Annotated in this window: 16 protein-coding genes; 12 read left to right on the top strand and 4 right to left on the bottom strand. The window is 66.3% G+C overall.

The annotated features are described in order from the left end of the window. Nucleotides 1-27 precede the first annotated feature (27 nt). Entirely contained in the window at nt 28-1,005 is a 978-nt protein-coding gene (locus JL37_RS01080; protein WP_043541397.1) for a DMT family transporter, read from the bottom strand. Between the two features lie 61 nt (nt 1,006-1,066). Between JL37_RS01080 and JL37_RS01075 the strand changes: the two genes are divergently transcribed. The 5 genes from JL37_RS01075 to JL37_RS01055 all read left to right on the top strand — a co-directional run bounded on the left by JL37_RS01075 (nt 1,067) and on the right by JL37_RS01055 (nt 6,841). Beyond that, the gene (locus JL37_RS01075; protein WP_043541396.1) at nt 1,067-1,963 is read left to right on the top strand and encodes a DMT family transporter; all 897 of its coding nucleotides are present in this window, start codon (nt 1,067-1,069) and stop codon (nt 1,961-1,963) included. A gap of 31 nt (nt 1,964-1,994) precedes the next feature. Continuing rightward, a complete protein-coding gene (locus tag JL37_RS01070) occupies nt 1,995-2,489 on the top strand; it encodes a MarR family winged helix-turn-helix transcriptional regulator (protein ID WP_043541395.1) in 495 nt (164 codons plus the stop codon). A gap of 104 nt (nt 2,490-2,593) precedes the next feature. Then, nucleotides 2,594-4,015: an efflux transporter outer membrane subunit gene (locus JL37_RS01065; protein WP_043541394.1), complete on the top strand. Its 1,422-nt coding sequence runs from the start codon at nt 2,594-2,596 to the stop codon at nt 4,013-4,015. Between the two features lie 22 nt (nt 4,016-4,037). Further along, entirely contained in the window at nt 4,038-5,231 is a 1,194-nt protein-coding gene (locus JL37_RS01060) for an HlyD family efflux transporter periplasmic adaptor subunit (RefSeq protein WP_043541393.1), read from the top strand. Further along, nucleotides 5,228-6,841 (top strand): DHA2 family efflux MFS transporter permease subunit, encoded by a 1,614-nt coding sequence (locus tag JL37_RS01055; protein WP_043541391.1) that lies wholly within the window; start codon nt 5,228-5,230, stop codon nt 6,839-6,841. Before JL37_RS01060 ends, JL37_RS01055 begins: the two co-directional genes overlap by 4 nt. Before the next feature lie 48 nt (nt 6,842-6,889). Here the strand turns inward: JL37_RS01055 and JL37_RS01050 are convergent, their stop codons facing one another. From JL37_RS01050 to JL37_RS01040, 3 genes are all read right to left on the bottom strand, one after another. Beyond that, entirely contained in the window at nt 6,890-7,849 is a 960-nt protein-coding gene (locus JL37_RS01050) for a hypothetical protein (RefSeq protein WP_043541389.1), read from the bottom strand. A gap of 34 nt (nt 7,850-7,883) precedes the next feature. Then, on the bottom strand, nt 7,884-8,951 hold the full coding sequence (locus JL37_RS01045; RefSeq protein ID WP_043541388.1) for a tartrate dehydrogenase: 1,068 nt from the start codon (nt 8,949-8,951) through the stop codon (nt 7,884-7,886). A gap of 168 nt (nt 8,952-9,119) precedes the next feature. Beyond that, nucleotides 9,120-10,643 carry a helicase HerA-like C-terminal domain-containing protein gene (locus JL37_RS01040; RefSeq protein ID WP_043541386.1) on the bottom strand — a complete coding sequence of 508 codons (1,524 nt, stop codon included), beginning with the start codon at nt 10,641-10,643 and terminating at the stop codon, nt 9,120-9,122. A 161-nt stretch (nt 10,644-10,804) separates the two neighbouring features. Between JL37_RS01040 and JL37_RS01035 the strand changes: the two genes are divergently transcribed. The 7 genes from JL37_RS01035 to JL37_RS01005 all read left to right on the top strand — a co-directional run bounded on the left by JL37_RS01035 (nt 10,805) and on the right by JL37_RS01005 (nt 16,054). Next, nucleotides 10,805-11,536: a YebC/PmpR family DNA-binding transcriptional regulator gene (locus JL37_RS01035; protein WP_043541385.1), complete on the top strand. Its 732-nt coding sequence runs from the start codon at nt 10,805-10,807 to the stop codon at nt 11,534-11,536. A gap of 88 nt (nt 11,537-11,624) precedes the next feature. Next, entirely contained in the window at nt 11,625-12,932 is a 1,308-nt protein-coding gene (gene purD, locus JL37_RS01030; protein ID WP_043541384.1) for a phosphoribosylamine--glycine ligase, read from the top strand. Between the two features lie 12 nt (nt 12,933-12,944). After that, nucleotides 12,945-13,856, top strand: coding sequence for an oxygen-dependent coproporphyrinogen oxidase (gene hemF, locus JL37_RS01025; RefSeq protein ID WP_043541383.1), 912 nt, complete (start codon nt 12,945-12,947; stop codon nt 13,854-13,856). Beyond that, entirely contained in the window at nt 13,853-14,440 is a 588-nt protein-coding gene (gene nadD / locus JL37_RS01020) for a nicotinate (nicotinamide) nucleotide adenylyltransferase (protein WP_043541382.1), read from the top strand. The genes hemF and nadD overlap by 4 nt, the downstream gene beginning before the upstream one ends. 73 nt (nt 14,441-14,513) lie before the next feature. Beyond that, entirely contained in the window at nt 14,514-14,918 is a 405-nt protein-coding gene (gene rsfS, locus JL37_RS01015) for a ribosome silencing factor (RefSeq protein WP_043541381.1), read from the top strand. Between the two features lie 7 nt (nt 14,919-14,925). Beyond that, nucleotides 14,926-15,396 (top strand): 23S rRNA (pseudouridine(1915)-N(3))-methyltransferase RlmH, encoded by a 471-nt coding sequence (rlmH, locus tag JL37_RS01010; protein WP_043541380.1) that lies wholly within the window; start codon nt 14,926-14,928, stop codon nt 15,394-15,396. 31 nt (nt 15,397-15,427) lie between these two features. After that, complete coding sequence (locus JL37_RS01005) at nt 15,428-16,054, top strand: nucleoside triphosphate pyrophosphatase (RefSeq protein ID WP_043541379.1); 627 nt, start codon at nt 15,428-15,430, stop codon at nt 16,052-16,054. The last annotated feature ends 186 nt before the right edge of the window (nt 16,055-16,240 follow it).

The raw sequence follows: 16,240 nt of genomic DNA, 5'->3' as shown, positions 1-16,240 counted from the left end.
AATGCGGACTGAGCGGGAAAACCGGATTCAACGAGGCGGCCGCGCCGCGCCTTGCCTGGCGGACACCGGCCTGCCGGCCCCGCCCCCCATCAATGCGAATACGCCAGCCAACACCAATGCGGTCCCTGCCATCTGCCACACCGTGATGGGCTCATGCAGAAACCACGACGCCAGGAACAGCACCGACACCGGCCCCACCATGCCCAGCAGCGACGCGGTGGGCGCGCCAATGAGCGCCACCGCCCACATCAGCATGAACACCGGAACCACGGTGTTCAACGTGGCGTGGATCACGGAATATCCGTAAACCCCGGCAGGCTGGAGCAGCATCGACGGCGGATGCACGGCAAAGAACTGAATGATGCAGGCCACGCAGGACACCAGCATGGCATAGGCAACCAAGCGCGTCGCGCCCACCCGCTTGATCAGTTCCCCTGAACAAATCAGGTACACAGAATAGCTTGTGGCCGACCCGAAAACGAATAAAGACCCTAACAGCACCTCGCTTCCGCCGAAGGACAGGTCATGGGCGAACACCAGCACCACGCCTGCGTAGGACAGCACCATGGCCATCCATTGGCGCCGCTCGACCGGACGCTTGAACCAGAACGCCGACAGCAGCACCACGAGCGACGGGGAAAGGAAAAGGATCAGCCGTTCGAGGCTGGCGGTGACGTAGCGCAGCCCCAGGAAATCCAGGAAGCTGGACAGGTAATAGCCCAGAAGCCCCAGCACGCAGACTTGCAGGCGCTCCTTGGCCGTCAGGACGGCGATCTCGCCGCGCGAGGCTCGGCGCGACTGATGCCAGGCCACGGCCGCGAAGAACGGCATGGCGAACAGCATGCGAAAGGCGATGAGGGTGACCGCGTCGATGCCGTAGCGATACGTGAACTTGACCACGATGGCCTTGGCCGAAAACAGGACTGCGCCCAGGGTCGCCAAGAAAAATCCAGCCGCGCGGCTGGAGGAACGGAATAACGGCAAAAGCTCGGCGAGGCGATTCATGCGATGATTTTATGTTCAGTGCAAAAATAAATGCACGCCTCGCCCTTTGCTTCCCCTACGCATGACTCGACACCGCGCCCTGACCTACATCCACATTGCCGCCGTGCTTTTCGGGCTGACCGGCGTATTCGGGGAACTGATCCAGGCCAGCGCCGCCGTGATCACCCTGGGGCGTGCCGCATTCGCAGTCGTTTCGCTGGGCCTCTTCGCCCGCATGCGCCGCAAGCCGCTCCTGGGCGCCCTGACGCCGGCGCAGCTGTTCGTGCTGGTCGTGGCGGGCGCCCTGCTGGCGGGGCATTGGGTCACGTTCTTCATTTCGGTCAAGGTCGGCGGCATCGCCATCGCGACGCTGGGGTTCGCCAGCTTCCCGGCCTTCATCACTCTGTTCGAGGGCCTGATCTTCCGCGAACGCATCCGCCTGGCCGAATGGCTGTTGCTGGGGCTGGTGACCGCCGGGCTGGTGCTGGTCACCCCGTCGTTCGACCTGGCCGACCAAGGCACCATCGGCCTGGCCTGGGGCCTGCTGTCCGGCTTGAGCTTCGCGCTGCTGGCCTTGAGCAACCGGCGCTCGGCCTCGGGCATGGACCCGATGCAGGTGGCGTGCTGGCAGAACCTGGTCGTAGCGCTGGTGATGCTGCCCTTCGCCGCCGGCCAGTTGCCCGCGCTGCCGGCCCTGGACCTCTTCTGGCTGGCGCTGCTGGGCATCTTCTGCACCGGCCTGTCCCATTACCTGTTCGTGTCCAGCCTGACCCGGCTCAATGCCCGCAGCGCCGGGCTGGTCATCGCCTTGGAGCCGGTTTACGCCATCGCCTTCGCCTGGGCCCTGTTCAGCCAACAGCCAACGCCGCGCATGATGGCGGGCGCCGCCCTCATCGTGGCGGCCATCGTCTGGTCGGGCCTGCGCAAGCAGGCGCCGGCCAGTCCCCCGCCCCAGGCCGCGACGAAGATACAGCCTTGACAATAACTGACTAGGCAGTAAAATTCGGCGCATGAATGCCGCGCCTCCCCCCTCTACGTCCGATACGCCCGATACGCCCGTCCATTACCGCAGCGACGCCCGCTGCATGATGGAAGACAACGCCGGTTTCCTCATCAAGCAGGTCTACAACTCCCTGAACCGGATGCTGGAGCAGGAAATGGCCCCGCTGGACCTCACCGCCATGCAATGGCGGCCGATCGCCATGGTCTTTCTCGGCCGCGCGGACACGCCGGCCGAACTGGCCCGGCTCAACGGCATGGACACCGGAGCCATGACCCGCGCCCTGGACCGGCTGGAAGCCAAGGGCTTGCTGCAGCGCAGCCGCAGCAAGGAAGACCGCCGCGTCGTCAAGATCGAACTCACCGAGCTGGGCGAGGCGAAGGCGCGCGAAATCCCCGCCAATATCGCCCGTTCGCTGAATCGCCACCTGCGCGGATTCTCGACCGACGAAGTCTCCCAGCTCATGCACTTCCTGCGCCGCATGCTCGCCAACGGTTCGGGCTGAAACGCGCTTCCGACGCCCTCCGCCCCATCCCATGGGGTTTTATTTGGCATAATAATTGCCTAGGCAAATACAGATTAATCAATTACTTTCAGCAAACAGTCAGGATGAAACGCCTTCTTTCTACCGTATTGGTGCTGGCCCTGAGCGGTTGCGCGCTGATGGATCCCGGGCCCGAACCCGTGGCGCAGCTGAATGCGTCCAAGCTAGGGCTGACCGGCCAGGACACCGCCTGGCCCACCACGCAATGGTGGCAGCGTTATGGCGATGCGCAGCTCAACGCGCTGCTGGACGAGGCCCTGGCGAACAACCCCTCGATGAGCGCCGCACAGGCCCGCCTGGCCAGGGCCAACGCCGCGGTCAGCACCGCCCGCGCGCCGCTGCTGCCGCGCGTGGACGCCAACTACTCGCTGACCCGCGAACACCTGTCCAAGGACTATGTCTACCCCGCCCCGATGGGCGGTTCGGTCGTCAGCGATAACCGGCTGGCCCTGGACTTCAGCTACGAGCTGGATTTTTGGGGCAAGAACCGCTCGCGCCTGAAATCGGCGGTGTCGGAACAGCAGGCCGCCGCGGCCGATGCGCAAGCGGCGCGCAACCTGCTGGCCAGCGCCACGGTGCGCGCCTACCTGAACCTGCAGAACGCCTTCGCCCAGCGCGACGTCCTGAACCGGGTCCTGGCCCAGCGCGCGGAAGTGCTGTCGCTGACCCAGGGTCGCTACAAGGCCGGGCTGGACACCCAGGTCGAGGTCAAGCAGGCGGAATCGTCGCTGGCCGCCGGCAAGGTGGAACTGACCCAGACTGAAACCACGCTGGCACAATTGCGCAACCAGGTCGCCGCGCTGGCCGGCGCCGGGCCGCAGCGCGGGCAGTCCCTCCAGCCGGTGGCGCTGACCGCGCCTGCCGGCGGCGTGCCCGCCAGCGTGCCGCTGGACCTGCTGGGCCACCGCCCCGACGTGGCGGCCGCGAAATGGCGCGCCGAGGCCGCCCGTCACGCCATCGACAGCGCCAAGGCCGAGTTCTACCCCAACGTGAACCTGGTGGCGTTCGCCGGCTTCCAGGCCATGGGCACCGGCAATCTGCTGGGCCCCGACGCCCGCATGGCCGGTATCGGCCCCGCCATCACGCTGCCGATCTTCCATGGCGGCGAGCTGAACGCCAATCTGGCGGGCCGCCGCGCCGACGCGGACCTCGCGGTATCGGACTACAACCAGACCGTGCTGGACGCCGTGCGCCAGGTGGCCGATGCGCTCGACGGCCTGCGCCTGCTGGACCAGGAAAAGGCCGAGCAGCGCCAGGCCCGCGAAGCGATCGACGCGGCCTACGACCTGGCCGTCAAGCGCTACAGGGCCGGCATGGGCAACTACATATCCGTGCTCATCGCGCAGACCGGCGTGCTGACCCAGGCCCGCCTGGACACCGACCTGCGCATCCGCGCCTATCAGCTCGACGCCAGCCTGGCGAATGCCCTGGGCGGCGGCTATGTCCCCGCGACCGGATCCGAGCCCGCCACGAACCCCACCCATTGAACGATCCCCGGATTCAGACGTCATGAACGCTGCTACCCCCGCCACCAACCCCGCCCGCAAACGCCTGCTGCTGCTGGCCACCGGGGCTTTCATTCTTGTCGCAATCGCATACGGCATCTGGTGGGCCCTGTTCGGCGCCCACTTCGAAAGCACCGACGACGCCTACGTGCACGGCAACCTCGTGCAGATCACTCCCCAGGTGCCCGGCACGGTCGTCGCCATCGAGGCCGACGACACGGAAACCGTCACGGCCGGCCAGCCGCTGGTGCGCCTGGACCCCGCCGACACCGACGTGGCCCTGCAACAAGCCCAGGCCAAGCTCGCGCAGACGGTCCGCCAGGTGCGGACGATCTATGTCCAGAACGATGCGCTGGCCGCCGACGTAGACCTGCGCAACGCCGACATCCTGCGCGCGCAGGCCGAACTGACCCGCGCGCAAAGCGACGTCAACCGCCGCCAGCAGCTGGCCAAGTCCGGCGGCGTCAGCGGCGAAGAAATCCTGCATGCCGAAGCCGCCCTGAAGTCGGCCCAGTCTGGCCTTGCCCAGGCCCGCGCGGCGCTCGCGGCCTCGCGCGCCAAGCTCGCCACGAACGAGGCGCTGACCCAGGGCACCACGGTGGCCGACCATCCCGACGTGCGGCAGGCGGCGGCAGGCCTGCGCAATGCCTGGCTTGCGCAGTCGCGCACCGTGCTGCCCGCCCCGGTGGGCGGCGTCGTCGCCCGGCGCAGCGTGCAGGTCGGCCAACGCGTCGCCCCCGGCTCCGCTCTCATGACGGTCGTGCCGCTCGACCAGGTCTGGGTGGAAGCGAACTTCAAGGAAGGCCAACTGCGCAAAATGCGTATCGGCCAACCCGCCACACTGGTGGCCGATCTGTACGGAAGCTCCGTGACCTATCACGGCACGATCGCCGGGCTGGACGCCGGCACGGGCAGCGCCTTCGCGCTCCTGCCGGCACAGAACGCCACCGGCAACTGGATCAAGGTGGTGCAGCGCGTGCCCGTGCGCATCGCGCTGGATCCCGAAGACCTGAAGAAGCACCCGCTGCGCGTCGGCCTGTCGATGGACGTGGAAGTCGACGTGGGCAAGCAGGAAGGCGAGCCGCTGACGCAGGCCGAGCGCAAGGAACCGGCCTGGTCGACGCGCGCCTTCGAGCCCGCCCATGACGAAGTCGACGCCATGATCGCCAAGATCATCCAAGCCAATCTCGCATCATGAACGCGACCGCCCAGCCCGCGAACGCGGGAGCGCCCTCCCAACCCTCCAGGCCGCCGGGCACTCACCCGCCGCTGGAAGGCGCAACCCGCATCATCGGCTCCATCGCGCTGTCCACGGCGGTCTTCATGAACGTGCTGGACACCTCGATCGCGAACGTGTCCATCCCGACGATCTCGGGCGACCTGGGCGTCAGCACCAGCCAAGGCACCTGGGTCATCACTTCCTTTGCCGTCGCCAACGCGATCACGGTGCCCCTCACGGGCTGGCTGACGCAGCGCTTCGGGCAGGTGCGCCTGTTCCTGATTTCCACGCTGCTGTTCGTGCTGGCGTCATGGCTGTGCGGCTTTTCCCCGTCGCTCGAGGCGCTGATCGCGTTCCGCGTGCTGCAAGGCGCGGTCGCCGGCCCGATGATCCCGCTGTCGCAGGCGCTGATGCTGGCCAGTTTTCCCAAGTCCAAGGCGGGCATGGCGCTGGCGGTCTGGTCCATGACCACGCTGGTCGCGCCGGTCGCCGGCCCCCTGCTCGGCGGATGGATCTCCGACAACTACACCTGGCCCTGGATTTTCTACATCAACGTGCCGGTGGGCCTGCTGGCCGCATGGATCACTTGGCGCATCTATGGCGACCGGGAATCGGTCACGCGCAAGCTGCCGATCGACAAGGTCGGCCTCGCGCTGCTGGTGGTCTGGGTGGGCGCGCTGCAGATCATGCTGGACAAGGGCAAGGAGCTGGACTGGTTCGCCAGCCCCACCATCATCGCGCTGGCGGCGATCGCCTTCGTGGCATTCGTCTTCTTCCTGATCTGGGAATTGACCGACGCCCATCCCGTGGTGGACCTGCGCCTGTTCAAGATCCGCAACTTCACGGTCGGCGCCCTGACGCTGGCGGTGGCCTATGGCGTTTTCTTCGGCAACGTCGTGCTGCTGCCCCTCTGGCTGCAAAGCAATATGGGCTATACGGCCACGTACGCCGGCCTGGTGACCGCGCCGGTGGGACTTCTGGCGATCCTGCTGACGCCCATCGTGGGCAAGATGCTGGCCACGCGCGACCCGCGGCAGCTCGTAACGGTGGCGTTCCTGATCTTCGCCGTGGTGTGCTTCATGCGATCGGGGTTCAATACGCAGACCGACGTGCGCACGCTGATGATCCCGACCATCATCCAGGGCGCGGCCATGGCGGCGTTTTTCGTGCCGCTGACCTCCATCACCTTAGCCGGCATCGAACCATGGCGCATTCCCGCGGCCTCGGGCCTGTCGAACTTCCTGCGCCTGACGGCGGGCGCCTTCGGCACATCGATCGCCACCACGCTCTGGGAAAACCGCGCCACGATGCACCACGCCCAGTTGACCGAAGCGGCCAAGCCCGGACAGCAGGCGTTCGACCACACCCTCAACACGCTGCAGAATGGGCTGGGCATGACCCACCAGCAGGCCTTGAGCACCGTCGACGCCATGATCAACGGACAGGCCTTCACCATGTCGGCGGTGGATGTGTTCTACGCCTCCGCCATCATTTTCCTGGCGCTGACGGGTCTGGTGTGGTTCGCCCGGCCGAGATCGGGCAAGGCGGACGGCGGCGGCGCGGCCGAAGCGGCGGCCGGCGCGCACTGACACGCCGCGCGGACACCGCCGGGCGCATTGCGCGCCTGGCGGATCCTCTTATTCCTTCAGCAGCGCCTGCCAGTCCAGGCGCTCGATGATGTCGGCCGACAGCGCGCTGATCGGCGACAGGTTGAAAACGGACACGCCGCGAGTGCGCCATTGCGCGGCGGCGAACCGGAAGGACGGCTCGATCAGTTGCGAGAAATTGCGCGCCAGCCTGCTGGCCTGGGGAGTCGGCCCTTCGTCGTAGAAGCGCAGGCCGTTCTGCAGCGTCAGGTCCAGCCCATGCACATACACGTTGCGGGCCCCTCCCGACACCAGCACCTGCAAGGCCGCATAGGCCACGGTGTCGGCATCGAATACGCCCAGCGCCACATCAAAGCTATATCCCAGCCCTTGTTTGGCATCCAGCAGCTTCACGTCGGGCGTCGCCGCCGCCATGCGCTTGAGGACGGCCGGCGCGACGCTGCGCTGATAGGCGCGTTCTGAGATCAATTCGATGATGCAGATGCGGCAGCGGATGAACTCCTGCGGAATGCCCTGCATGATGTAGCGCAGCACTTCGGGCAGCACATACAGGGTCAAGTCGCGCGATACGATCTCCCGCACCAGATCGATGCGGTCCCTGACGAAATTCTGGTCGATGATGCAGTAATACTTGAACGGCAGGTCGAACTTGCGCGCCAGCGCGATCGCGCCATTGACGCCCATCGCCGCGCGGATATCGAGGCGGTCGTAGGGAATCTGGGCGACCGACGGGCCGCTCAGGATCAGGTGCACCTCTTCGTCGGCCGGATCGTAGCCTTCTTCCAGCGGCGTAATGGGCAGCGAACGGCCAAATGCGCGGAATCCGCAAATTGCGCCCGAGCGGTCCCGCCAGATCCTGACGAAAGGCCACAAATGCTGGTTGTGCCTCTGCGTGCGCGAGCGCAACAAGCGGAACAGCTTGCGCACAAAACGATCGGCCCGCCCGCCGCCCACTTGGGCGACGGGGGAGGAAAAAGCTGAATCTTCCATCTACTAGCCTGACAGGCCTTAACCGAGAATTGCCTTAGCCAGCCGCGATCAACGACGCGATCGCGCTGCCGACGTCGGAGGTGGAGGCGTTGCCCTGCATGTCCTTCGTGCGCGGGCCTTCCGCCAATACCGTTTCGATGGCTTTCACGACGGCAGCCGACGCGTCGGGATAGCCCAGGAAATCGAGCATCAAGGCGCCGCTCCAGATCTGCCCGATCGGGTTGGCGATGCCTTTGCCATAGATATCCGGCGCGGAACCGTGCACCGGCTCGAACAAGGACGGGAACTTGCGGTCCGGGTTCAGGTTCGCCGAAGGCGCAATGCCGATCGTCCCCGTGCAGGCCGGCCCCAGATCGGACAGGATGTCGCCGAACAGATTGGAGGCCACCACGACAGCGAACCAAGCGGGATGCTGCACGAAGTGCGCGCAAAGGATATCGATGTGGTATTTGTCCCAGCGCACGTCGGGATAGTTCCCCGCCACGTCCGCCACGCGCTCGTCCCACCACGGCATCGAAATGGAAATGCCGTTCGACTTGGTGGCCGCCGTCAGGTGCTTGCCGCGCTTTTGCGCCAGTTCGAACGCGAACTTGAGGACGCGGTCGGCGCCGATGCGCGTGAACACGCTTTCTTGGATGACCACTTCGCGCTCGGTGCCGGCAAACAGGCGGCCGCCGCTATTGGAATACTCGCCTTCGGTATTCTCGCGCACGATGAAGAAATCGATTTCGCCGGGCTTGCGGTCCTTGAGAGGCGACGGCACGCCGGGCATCAGGCGCACAGGGCGCAGATTGATGTACTGATCGAATTCACGGCGGAACTTGAACAGCGACCCCCAGAGCGCCTCGTGGTCGGGCACCGTGGCGGGCCAGCCGATCGCGCCGAAGAAAATGGCTTCATGCTGGCCGATCTGCGCCTGCCAGTCGTCCGGCATCATCTTGCCGTGCTTGGCGTAATAGTCGCAGCTCCAATCGAAATGATCCCACTGGAAATCGATGCCGAATCGCGCCGCGACGGCATCCAGTACCTTCAAGCCCTCCGGGACCACTTCCTTGCCGATCCCGTCCCCGGGAATTACTGCAATCTTATGCTTTTTCGCCACGCGTCTTCCTCTTTTTCTCTGGGGATGCACAACCCGAAATCATAGGCATAAACAAGCCTCGCGCAACACCCGATCTTACAAATATATACGATCCAGACACCCGCAGTTACCGATAAGCCGGCTATGTAACAGCCGTTTTTCTTCGGCGCCGAACCCGCCCAAATCCGCTCAGCGCCGGCCCTTCGAACCCAGCAGGGAACCCAAGATTCCGCGAGTCAATTCACGCGCGATGGAACGGACCGTGCTCTTGGCCATGGTCTGCACGACCCCGTCGCGCTTGCCGCCACGCGGCCCCGTCGAACCGAACAAGACCTCGTTCAGGCTGTCCATCAGCCCCCCGCCGGCATTGTCGGCCGGCTGGCCTGCGGCCTCGCCCGACGCATTCTTTCCCGCCCCGTCCGGATCCGCCGGCCGGGCCGCGCGCCCCGCCAGCACCTCGTAGGCCGATTCCCGGTCGATGGTCTTTTCGTATTTGGAGGCCAGCGAATTGCCCTGGCGCAGGGACTGCCGCTCTGCATCCGTCGCGGGGCCGATACGGCTGGCCGGCGGGAGGATGTAGGCGCGCTCCGTGGGCATGGGCCGGCCCTTGGCGTCCAGCAGCGACACCAGGGCCTCGCCTACGCCCAATTCGGTAATGGCCGCCTCGATATCCAGGCCCGGATTGGGCCGCATGGTCTGGGCCGCCGTCTTCACGGCCTTCTGGTCGCGCGGCGTGAAAGCCCTGAGCGCGTGCTGGACCCGGTTGCCGAGCTGCCCCAATACCGTATCGGGAATGTCCAGCGGATTCTGCGTCACGAAATAGACGCCCACGCCCTTGGAGCGGACCAGCCGCACCACCTGCTCTATTTTGTTCAGCAGCGCGGGCGGCGCATCGTTGAACAGCAGGTGGGCCTCGTCGAAGAAGAACACCAGCTTGGGCTGGTCCATGTCGCCCACTTCGGGCAGCTTCTCGTAGAGGTCCGCCAGCAGCCACAGCAGGAAAATCGCGTACAGGCGCGGCGCCTGCATGAGTTTGTCGGCGGCCAGCACGTTGACCATGCCGCGGCCCTGCGCATCGGTGCGCATCAGGTCGGCCACGTCCAGCATGGGTTCGCCGAAGAATTTTTCCGCACCCTGGGACTCCAGGGCCAGCAGGCCGCGCTGGATCGCGCCGATGCTGGCCGAGGAGACGTTGCCGTAGCGCGTTTTCAGCTCCGCCGCGCGGTCCGCGACGTTCTGGAGCATGGCGCGCAGGTCCTTCAGGTCCAGCAGCAATTGCCCCTCGTCGTCCGCCACCTTGAACACCAGGGCCAGCACCCCTTCCTGGGTGTCGTTCAGCTCCAGGATGCGGGAAAGCAGCAATGGCCCCATATCCGACACGGTGGCGCGGACCGGCAGCCCCTGCTCGCCGAAGACGTCCCAGAGCGTTACGGGGCTGGCGGCCCAGGCGGGCTCGTCCAGGCCCAGGTTCTTCAGGCGCTCCAGCAGCTTGGGACTGGCCGTTCCCGCCTGGGAAATGCCGGTCAGGTCGCCTTTGACGTCGGCCATGAACACCGGGGTGCCAATACGGGAAAAAGATTCGGCCAGGACCTGCAGCGTAACCGTCTTGCCCGTGCCGGTGGCCCCGGTTATGCACCCGTGCCTGTTGGCCAGGGCTGGCAACAGGGCCAACTCGGTCTGTGCATTCTTGGCGATGACGATGGGGTTGGGCATGTGCAGCTCTCCGGACCAGGGAATCGAATGGATGCCCAAGTGTAGAGCCTGCCGCCTCGATTGTGCGCGTGGCAAGAAGGACACATACGGAGCCCGCCCGGACGCATGGCCCGCCGTCACGGTAAAATGCCGCTTTTGCAGACAATTTCTCCTGGGAAGCCATGGCCGGACACAGCAAATGGGCCAATATTCAGCACCGCAAAGGGCGCCAAGACGCCAAGCGCGGGAAGCTCTGGACCAAGATCATTCGTGAAATCACCGTGGCGGCGCGCGCCGGCGGCCCCGATCCCGACAGCAATCCGCGCTTGCGCATGGCCTGGGACAAGGCAACCGACGCCAACATGCCCAAGGACAACATCCAGCGCGCCATCCAGCGCGGCGCGGGCGGCGCGGACGGCGACGCCTACGAGGAAGTGCGCTACGAAGGCTACGGCATCGGCGGCGCGGCGGTGATCGTCGACTGCATGACCGACAATCGCACCCGCACGGTCGCCGAAGTGCGCCACGCCTTCGCCAAGAACGGCGGCAACCTGGGCCAGGAAGGCTCGGTGGCCTTCATGTTCAAGCATTGCGGCCAATTCGTGTTCGCGCCCGGCACCTCGGAAGACAAGGTCATGGAAGCCGCCCTCGAGGCCGGCGCCGAAGACGTGACGACCGACGAGGAAGGCGTGATCGAAGTCGTGTGCTCGCCGGCCGACTACGCCGCGGTGCGCCGCGCCTTCGACGATGCCGGCCTGAAGGCCGAAGTCGACGGCATCGTGATGAAAGCCCTGAACGAAACCGAACTGGCCGGCGAAGACGCCGTCAAGATGCAGAAGCTGCTCGACGCCCTGGAAGGCCTGGACGACGTGCAGGAAGTCTATACGACCGTCGTTTTCGACGAAGCGCAGTAAATCCTCCTGCCCCGGCGCCTGGGCGCCGGGGTGTAAATTGGGGCCGGGCCATCCCGGCCCCGAGTGGCAACCTTCAGAATCACCCAACATGAAACTCCTGGTAATTGGCTCGGGCGGCCGCGAACATGCCCTCGCCTGGCGGCTGGCCCGCTCCCCGCGCGTACACAAGGTGTATGTCGCCCCGGGCAACGGCGGCACGCAGCGCGCCGAGCAGATGGAGAACATCGCGCTCACCAATGCCGAGGAATTGGCCGACTTCGTGCAGCGCGAAGGCGTCGCCCTGACTGTCGTCGGCCCGGAAGCGCCGCTGGCAGCAGGCGTGGTGGACGTATTCCGCGCCCGCGGCCTGAAGATCTTCGGTCCGACCAAGGCCGCCGCGCAGCTGGAAAGTTCCAAGGACTACGCCAAGGCCTTCATGGTCCGGCACAACATCCCCACCGCCCGCTACGAAACCTTCACCGATCCGGCCAAGGCGCACGCCTATATCGACCAGGAAGGCGCTCCCATCGTGATCAAGGCCGATGGCCTGGCCGCGGGCAAGGGCGTCGTGGTCGCGGCAACGCTGGACGAAGCGCATGCCGCGGTGGACGCCATGCTGGGCGACGGCTCCATGGGCGCAGCCGGCGCCCGCGTCGTCATCGAGGAATGCCTGGTGGGCGAAGAAGCCAGCTTCATCGTCATGTGCGACGGCCGCAACGTGCTGGCCTTGGCAACCAGTCAGGACCACAAGCGCCTGCAGGACGGCGACCAAGGCCCCAACACCGGCGGCATGGGAGCCTATTCGCCCGCGCCCATCGTCACCCCGGAACTGCACCACCGCATCATGCGCGAAATCATCCTGCCGACCGTGCAGGGCATGGCGCGCGACGGCATTCCGTACACCGGCTTCCTGTACGCCGGCCTGATGATCGCGCCTGGCGACGACCCCGACCGCGAAATCAAGACCCTGGAATTCAACTGCCGCATGGGCGATCCGGAAACCCAGCCCATCATGATGCGCGTGAAGAGCGACCTGCTGGACGCCCTGGAACACGCGGTCGACGGCACGCTCGACCAGGCCGACATCACCTGGGACCGCCGCACCGCGCTGGGCGCCGTGCTGGCCGCGCACAACTACCCGAATACTCCCCGCACCGGCGACGTCATCCGCGGCCTGCCCGCCGACGCCGAGGACTGCATGGTGTTCCATGCGGCCACCAGGATCGACGGCGACGAAACCAAGACCACCGGCGGCCGCGTGCTGTGCGTCACGGCGCTGGGCGACTCCGTCAAGATGGCCCGCGACCGCGTCTACGAAGCGATCAACGGCATCCACTTCGACGGCCGCCAATACCGTAGCGATATCGGCTGGCGCGCGCTCAAGCCCTCGCAGCAGAAGCCCAAGTCCACCCCCTAGACGGAACCGCCAATGACCGCCTTGCCCGTTTCCGCAGTCAGGGATTACCTCACCGGCTTGCAGGCCCGCATTGTCGGCGCCCTGGAAGACGCGGAAGGCTCCGCCTTCCGCGCCGATGAATGGGTGCGCCCCGAAGGCGGAGGCGGCCTGTCACGGCTGCAGGAAGGCGGCGAACTGTTCGAACGGGCCGGCGTGCTGTTCAGCCACGTCCAGGGATCCAAGCTGCCGCCTTCGGCCAGCGCGCACCGTCCGGAGCTTGCCGGGCGCTCCTGGGAAGCCATGGGCGTCTCCATGGTGCTGCATCCGCGCAATCCCTATGTGCCTACCACGCACATGAACGTGCGCATGTTCGTCGCGGCCGCCCGCCCCGGCCACGACGAAGCCGACGTCTTCTGGTTTGGCGGCGGAATCGACCTGACCCCGTATTACCCCTTCGAGGAAGATGCCCGCCACTTCCACGCCGTGTGCCGGGACGCGCTGGCCGGCCATGGGCCCGACTACTATCCGCGCTACAAGCGCTGGTGCGACGAGTATTTCTTCCTCAAGCACCGCAACGAGACGCGCGGCATCGGCGGCGTCTTCTTCGATGACCTGAACGCCCCCGGCTTCGACGCCTCGTTCGCCCTGACCCGCTCGGTCGGCGACGCTTTCCTCGGCAGCTACATGCCGATCGTGGAGCGCCGCCGCGGCCTGCCCTATGGCGAACGCGAGCGCGATTTCCAGGCCTATCGCCGCGGCCGCTATGTCGAATTCAACCTGGTTTTCGACCGCGGCACCCTGTTCGGCCTGCAATCCGGCGGGCGCACCGAATCGATCCTGCTGTCCATGCCTCCGATAGCCCAATGGCGCTACGACTGGCATCCTGAAGCCGGCACGCCCGAGGCCGAACTGGCCGCCTACCTCAAACCGCGGGACTGGGTTTGAAGCGCATCGGGCTCCTGGGCGGCAGCTTCGACCCCGTCCACGTTGCGCACATCGCGCTCGCGCAAACCGCGCTGCAGGCGCTGCGCCTGGACGAGGTGCAACTCATCCCGGCGGCCAATCCGTGGCAGCGCGCAGCACTGCACGCCACGGCGGAGCAGCGCCGCCACATGTTGCAACTGGCGATCGCCGGCCACGCCGGCCTTGCCGTCAATCCTATTGAAATCGAGCGCGGCGGCGCCACCTACACGATAGACACGCTGCGCGCCCTGCCCCAGGACGCGCGCTACGTCTGGCTGCTGGGCGCCGACCAACTTGCCAATTTCTGCACCTGGCGCAACTGGCGCGAAATCGCCGGCCTGGTGGACCTGGCCGTCGCCACCCGCCCCGGCACGCCGCTCAGCGCTCCCGCGGAGCTCGCCGAACATCTGCGCGCGCAGGGCCGCGAACTCCAGGAACTGCCTTTTGCCCCCATGCCGGTGTCGGCGTCCGACATACGCCAGCGCCTCGCGCGAGGCGAGCCCACCGAGGGCCTGCTTACCGCTCCCGTCGCTGCGTACATTGCGGCGCACCATCTTTATCGATAACCCCACCCGCCAGGCGCCGAAAGCGCCTCGGAGCCAGCATCCTGCTGACCGCGCGCGGGTTATATTTGCAATTATGGATATACAAAAACTCCAACGCGCCGTCATCGACGCCCTCGAAGACGTCAAAGCGCAAGACATCAAGGTTTTCAACACCACGCATCTGACCAGCCTGTTCGATCGCGTCGTGATTGCAAGCGCCACTTCCAACCGCCAAACCCGCGCCCTGGCCTCCAGCGTGGCTGACCGCGGGCGCGCGCTCAATCTCTCCGGCATCACCATCGAAGGCGAAGACACCGGCGAATGGGTCGTCGTCGACCTGGGCGACGTAGTCGTGCACATCATGCAGCCCGCCATCCGCCAGTACTACAACCTCGAAGAGATCTGGGGCGACAAGCCGGTGCGCGTGAAGCTCCTGCCCGAATCCACCCGCCCCGCGCCCATCGGCGGCGAGACCGCCTACGACGGCACGGATTACTGAGCGCGCCGTGAAGCTCATCGTCGTGGCCGTGGGCACGCGAATGCCGGATTGGGTGCAGACCGCCTGGGACGACTACGCCAAGCGCCTGCCGGCCGATTGCGCGCTGGAACTGCGCGAGATCAAGCCCGAACCCCGCACTACCGGCAAGACGCCCGCACAGATGATGGCGGCGGAAGCCAAGCGCATCGAAGCCGCGCTGCCCGCCAGCGCGCTGCGCCTGGCGCTGGACGAGCGCGGGCGCGACCTCACCACCATGGCGCTGTCGCAGAAGCTTGAGCAATGGCGAGCGGGCGGCCAGGACGTCGCCTTCCTCATCGGCGGCCCCGACGGCCTGGACGCCGGCCTGAAAGCGTCATGCAGCGGCCAGTTGCGCCTGTCTTCCCTTACCTTGCCTCATCCCATGGTCCGCGTGGTCCTGGCCGAGCAGCTCTACCGCGCCTGGGCCATCATGACCAACCACCCCTACCACCGCGCCTAGCCGGCCGGGCCGGCGCCCATCCCACTCCCGCATGACCGACACCGCCGCCACCCAAGCCTCACCCGTTCGCCTCTATCTGGCCTCGGCCAGCCCAAGGCGGCGCGAATTACTGACGCAGATCGGCCTGGCCCACGAAGTGCTGCTCGTGCCCGCCCCTCCCGGCGAGGACGAACCCCAGCACCCCGGCGAGAGCGCCGCCGACTACGTCCAGCGCACCGCCCGTGACAAGGCCCTGCGCGGCCGCGACTGGATCGGCGAGCGCGAATTGCCGCGCCTGCCCCTGCTGGCCGCCGACACGACCGTGATCCTGGCTGGCCAGGTGCTGGGCAAACCCGCGGACCGGGACGACGCCATGCGGATCCTGCGCGCGCTGTCCGGCACGGCGCACGAGGTGCGCACGGCCGTCGCGGTATGGACGGGCGACCGCCTCCTCGAAGACGTTTCCATTACCGAAGTCCGCATGCGTGAACTGGCGGACGACGAAATCGGCCGCTATTGCGATAGCGGCGAGCCGTTCGGCAAGGCCGGCGCCTATGGCATCCAGGGCCTTGCCGGCACCTTTATTTCGCGCATTGCCGGCAGCTACACCGGGGTGATGGGCCTGCCCGTGTTCGAAACCGCCAATTTGCTGCGCGCGGCGGGGATCCAGACGCCCTAAGGCCATCCCCAAAAAAAACCCGCGGCCGTTTGTGGTCCGCGGGTTTTTTTATGTCCTGCCCTCAGATTCGTAAACGGCAAAAACAAAACCCCTCGCGGGCTGTCCCGGCGAGGGGCTTTTCATGATCGGGGCGGCGGCGCCATTGCGGCGCCCCAAAAACAAAACCCCACAGGATGTACCTGTGGG

Source organism: Achromobacter sp. RTa (assembly GCF_000757485.1).
In the GTDB taxonomy this organism is placed as follows: Bacteria; Pseudomonadota; Gammaproteobacteria; order Burkholderiales; family Burkholderiaceae_B; genus Achromobacter.
This window is presented reverse-complemented; position numbering and strand designations above follow the sequence as displayed.

What these genes read in the sequence shown, in the direction of transcription:
- JL37_RS01080 (WP_043541397.1), bottom strand. Translation starts at nt 1,005, where the DNA reads ATGAATCGCCTCGCCGAGCTTTTGCCGTTATTCCGTTCCTCCAGCCGC.
- JL37_RS01075 (WP_043541396.1), top strand. Translation starts at nt 1,067, where the DNA reads ATGACTCGACACCGCGCCCTGACCTACATCCACATTGCCGCCGTGCTT.
- JL37_RS01070 (WP_043541395.1), top strand. Translation starts at nt 1,995, where the DNA reads ATGAATGCCGCGCCTCCCCCCTCTACGTCCGATACGCCCGATACGCCC.
- JL37_RS01065 (WP_043541394.1), top strand. Translation starts at nt 2,594, where the DNA reads ATGAAACGCCTTCTTTCTACCGTATTGGTGCTGGCCCTGAGCGGTTGC.
- JL37_RS01060 (WP_043541393.1), top strand. Translation starts at nt 4,038, where the DNA reads ATGAACGCTGCTACCCCCGCCACCAACCCCGCCCGCAAACGCCTGCTG.
- JL37_RS01055 (WP_043541391.1), top strand. Translation starts at nt 5,228, where the DNA reads ATGAACGCGACCGCCCAGCCCGCGAACGCGGGAGCGCCCTCCCAACCC.
- JL37_RS01050 (WP_043541389.1), bottom strand. Translation starts at nt 7,849, where the DNA reads ATGGAAGATTCAGCTTTTTCCTCCCCCGTCGCCCAAGTGGGCGGCGGG.
- JL37_RS01040 (WP_043541386.1), bottom strand. Translation starts at nt 10,643, where the DNA reads ATGCCCAACCCCATCGTCATCGCCAAGAATGCACAGACCGAGTTGGCC.
- JL37_RS01035 (WP_043541385.1), top strand. Translation starts at nt 10,805, where the DNA reads ATGGCCGGACACAGCAAATGGGCCAATATTCAGCACCGCAAAGGGCGC.
- purD (WP_043541384.1), top strand. Translation starts at nt 11,625, where the DNA reads ATGAAACTCCTGGTAATTGGCTCGGGCGGCCGCGAACATGCCCTCGCC.
- hemF (WP_043541383.1), top strand. Translation starts at nt 12,945, where the DNA reads ATGACCGCCTTGCCCGTTTCCGCAGTCAGGGATTACCTCACCGGCTTG.
- rsfS (WP_043541381.1), top strand. Translation starts at nt 14,514, where the DNA reads ATGGATATACAAAAACTCCAACGCGCCGTCATCGACGCCCTCGAAGAC.
- JL37_RS01005 (WP_043541379.1), top strand. Translation starts at nt 15,428, where the DNA reads ATGACCGACACCGCCGCCACCCAAGCCTCACCCGTTCGCCTCTATCTG.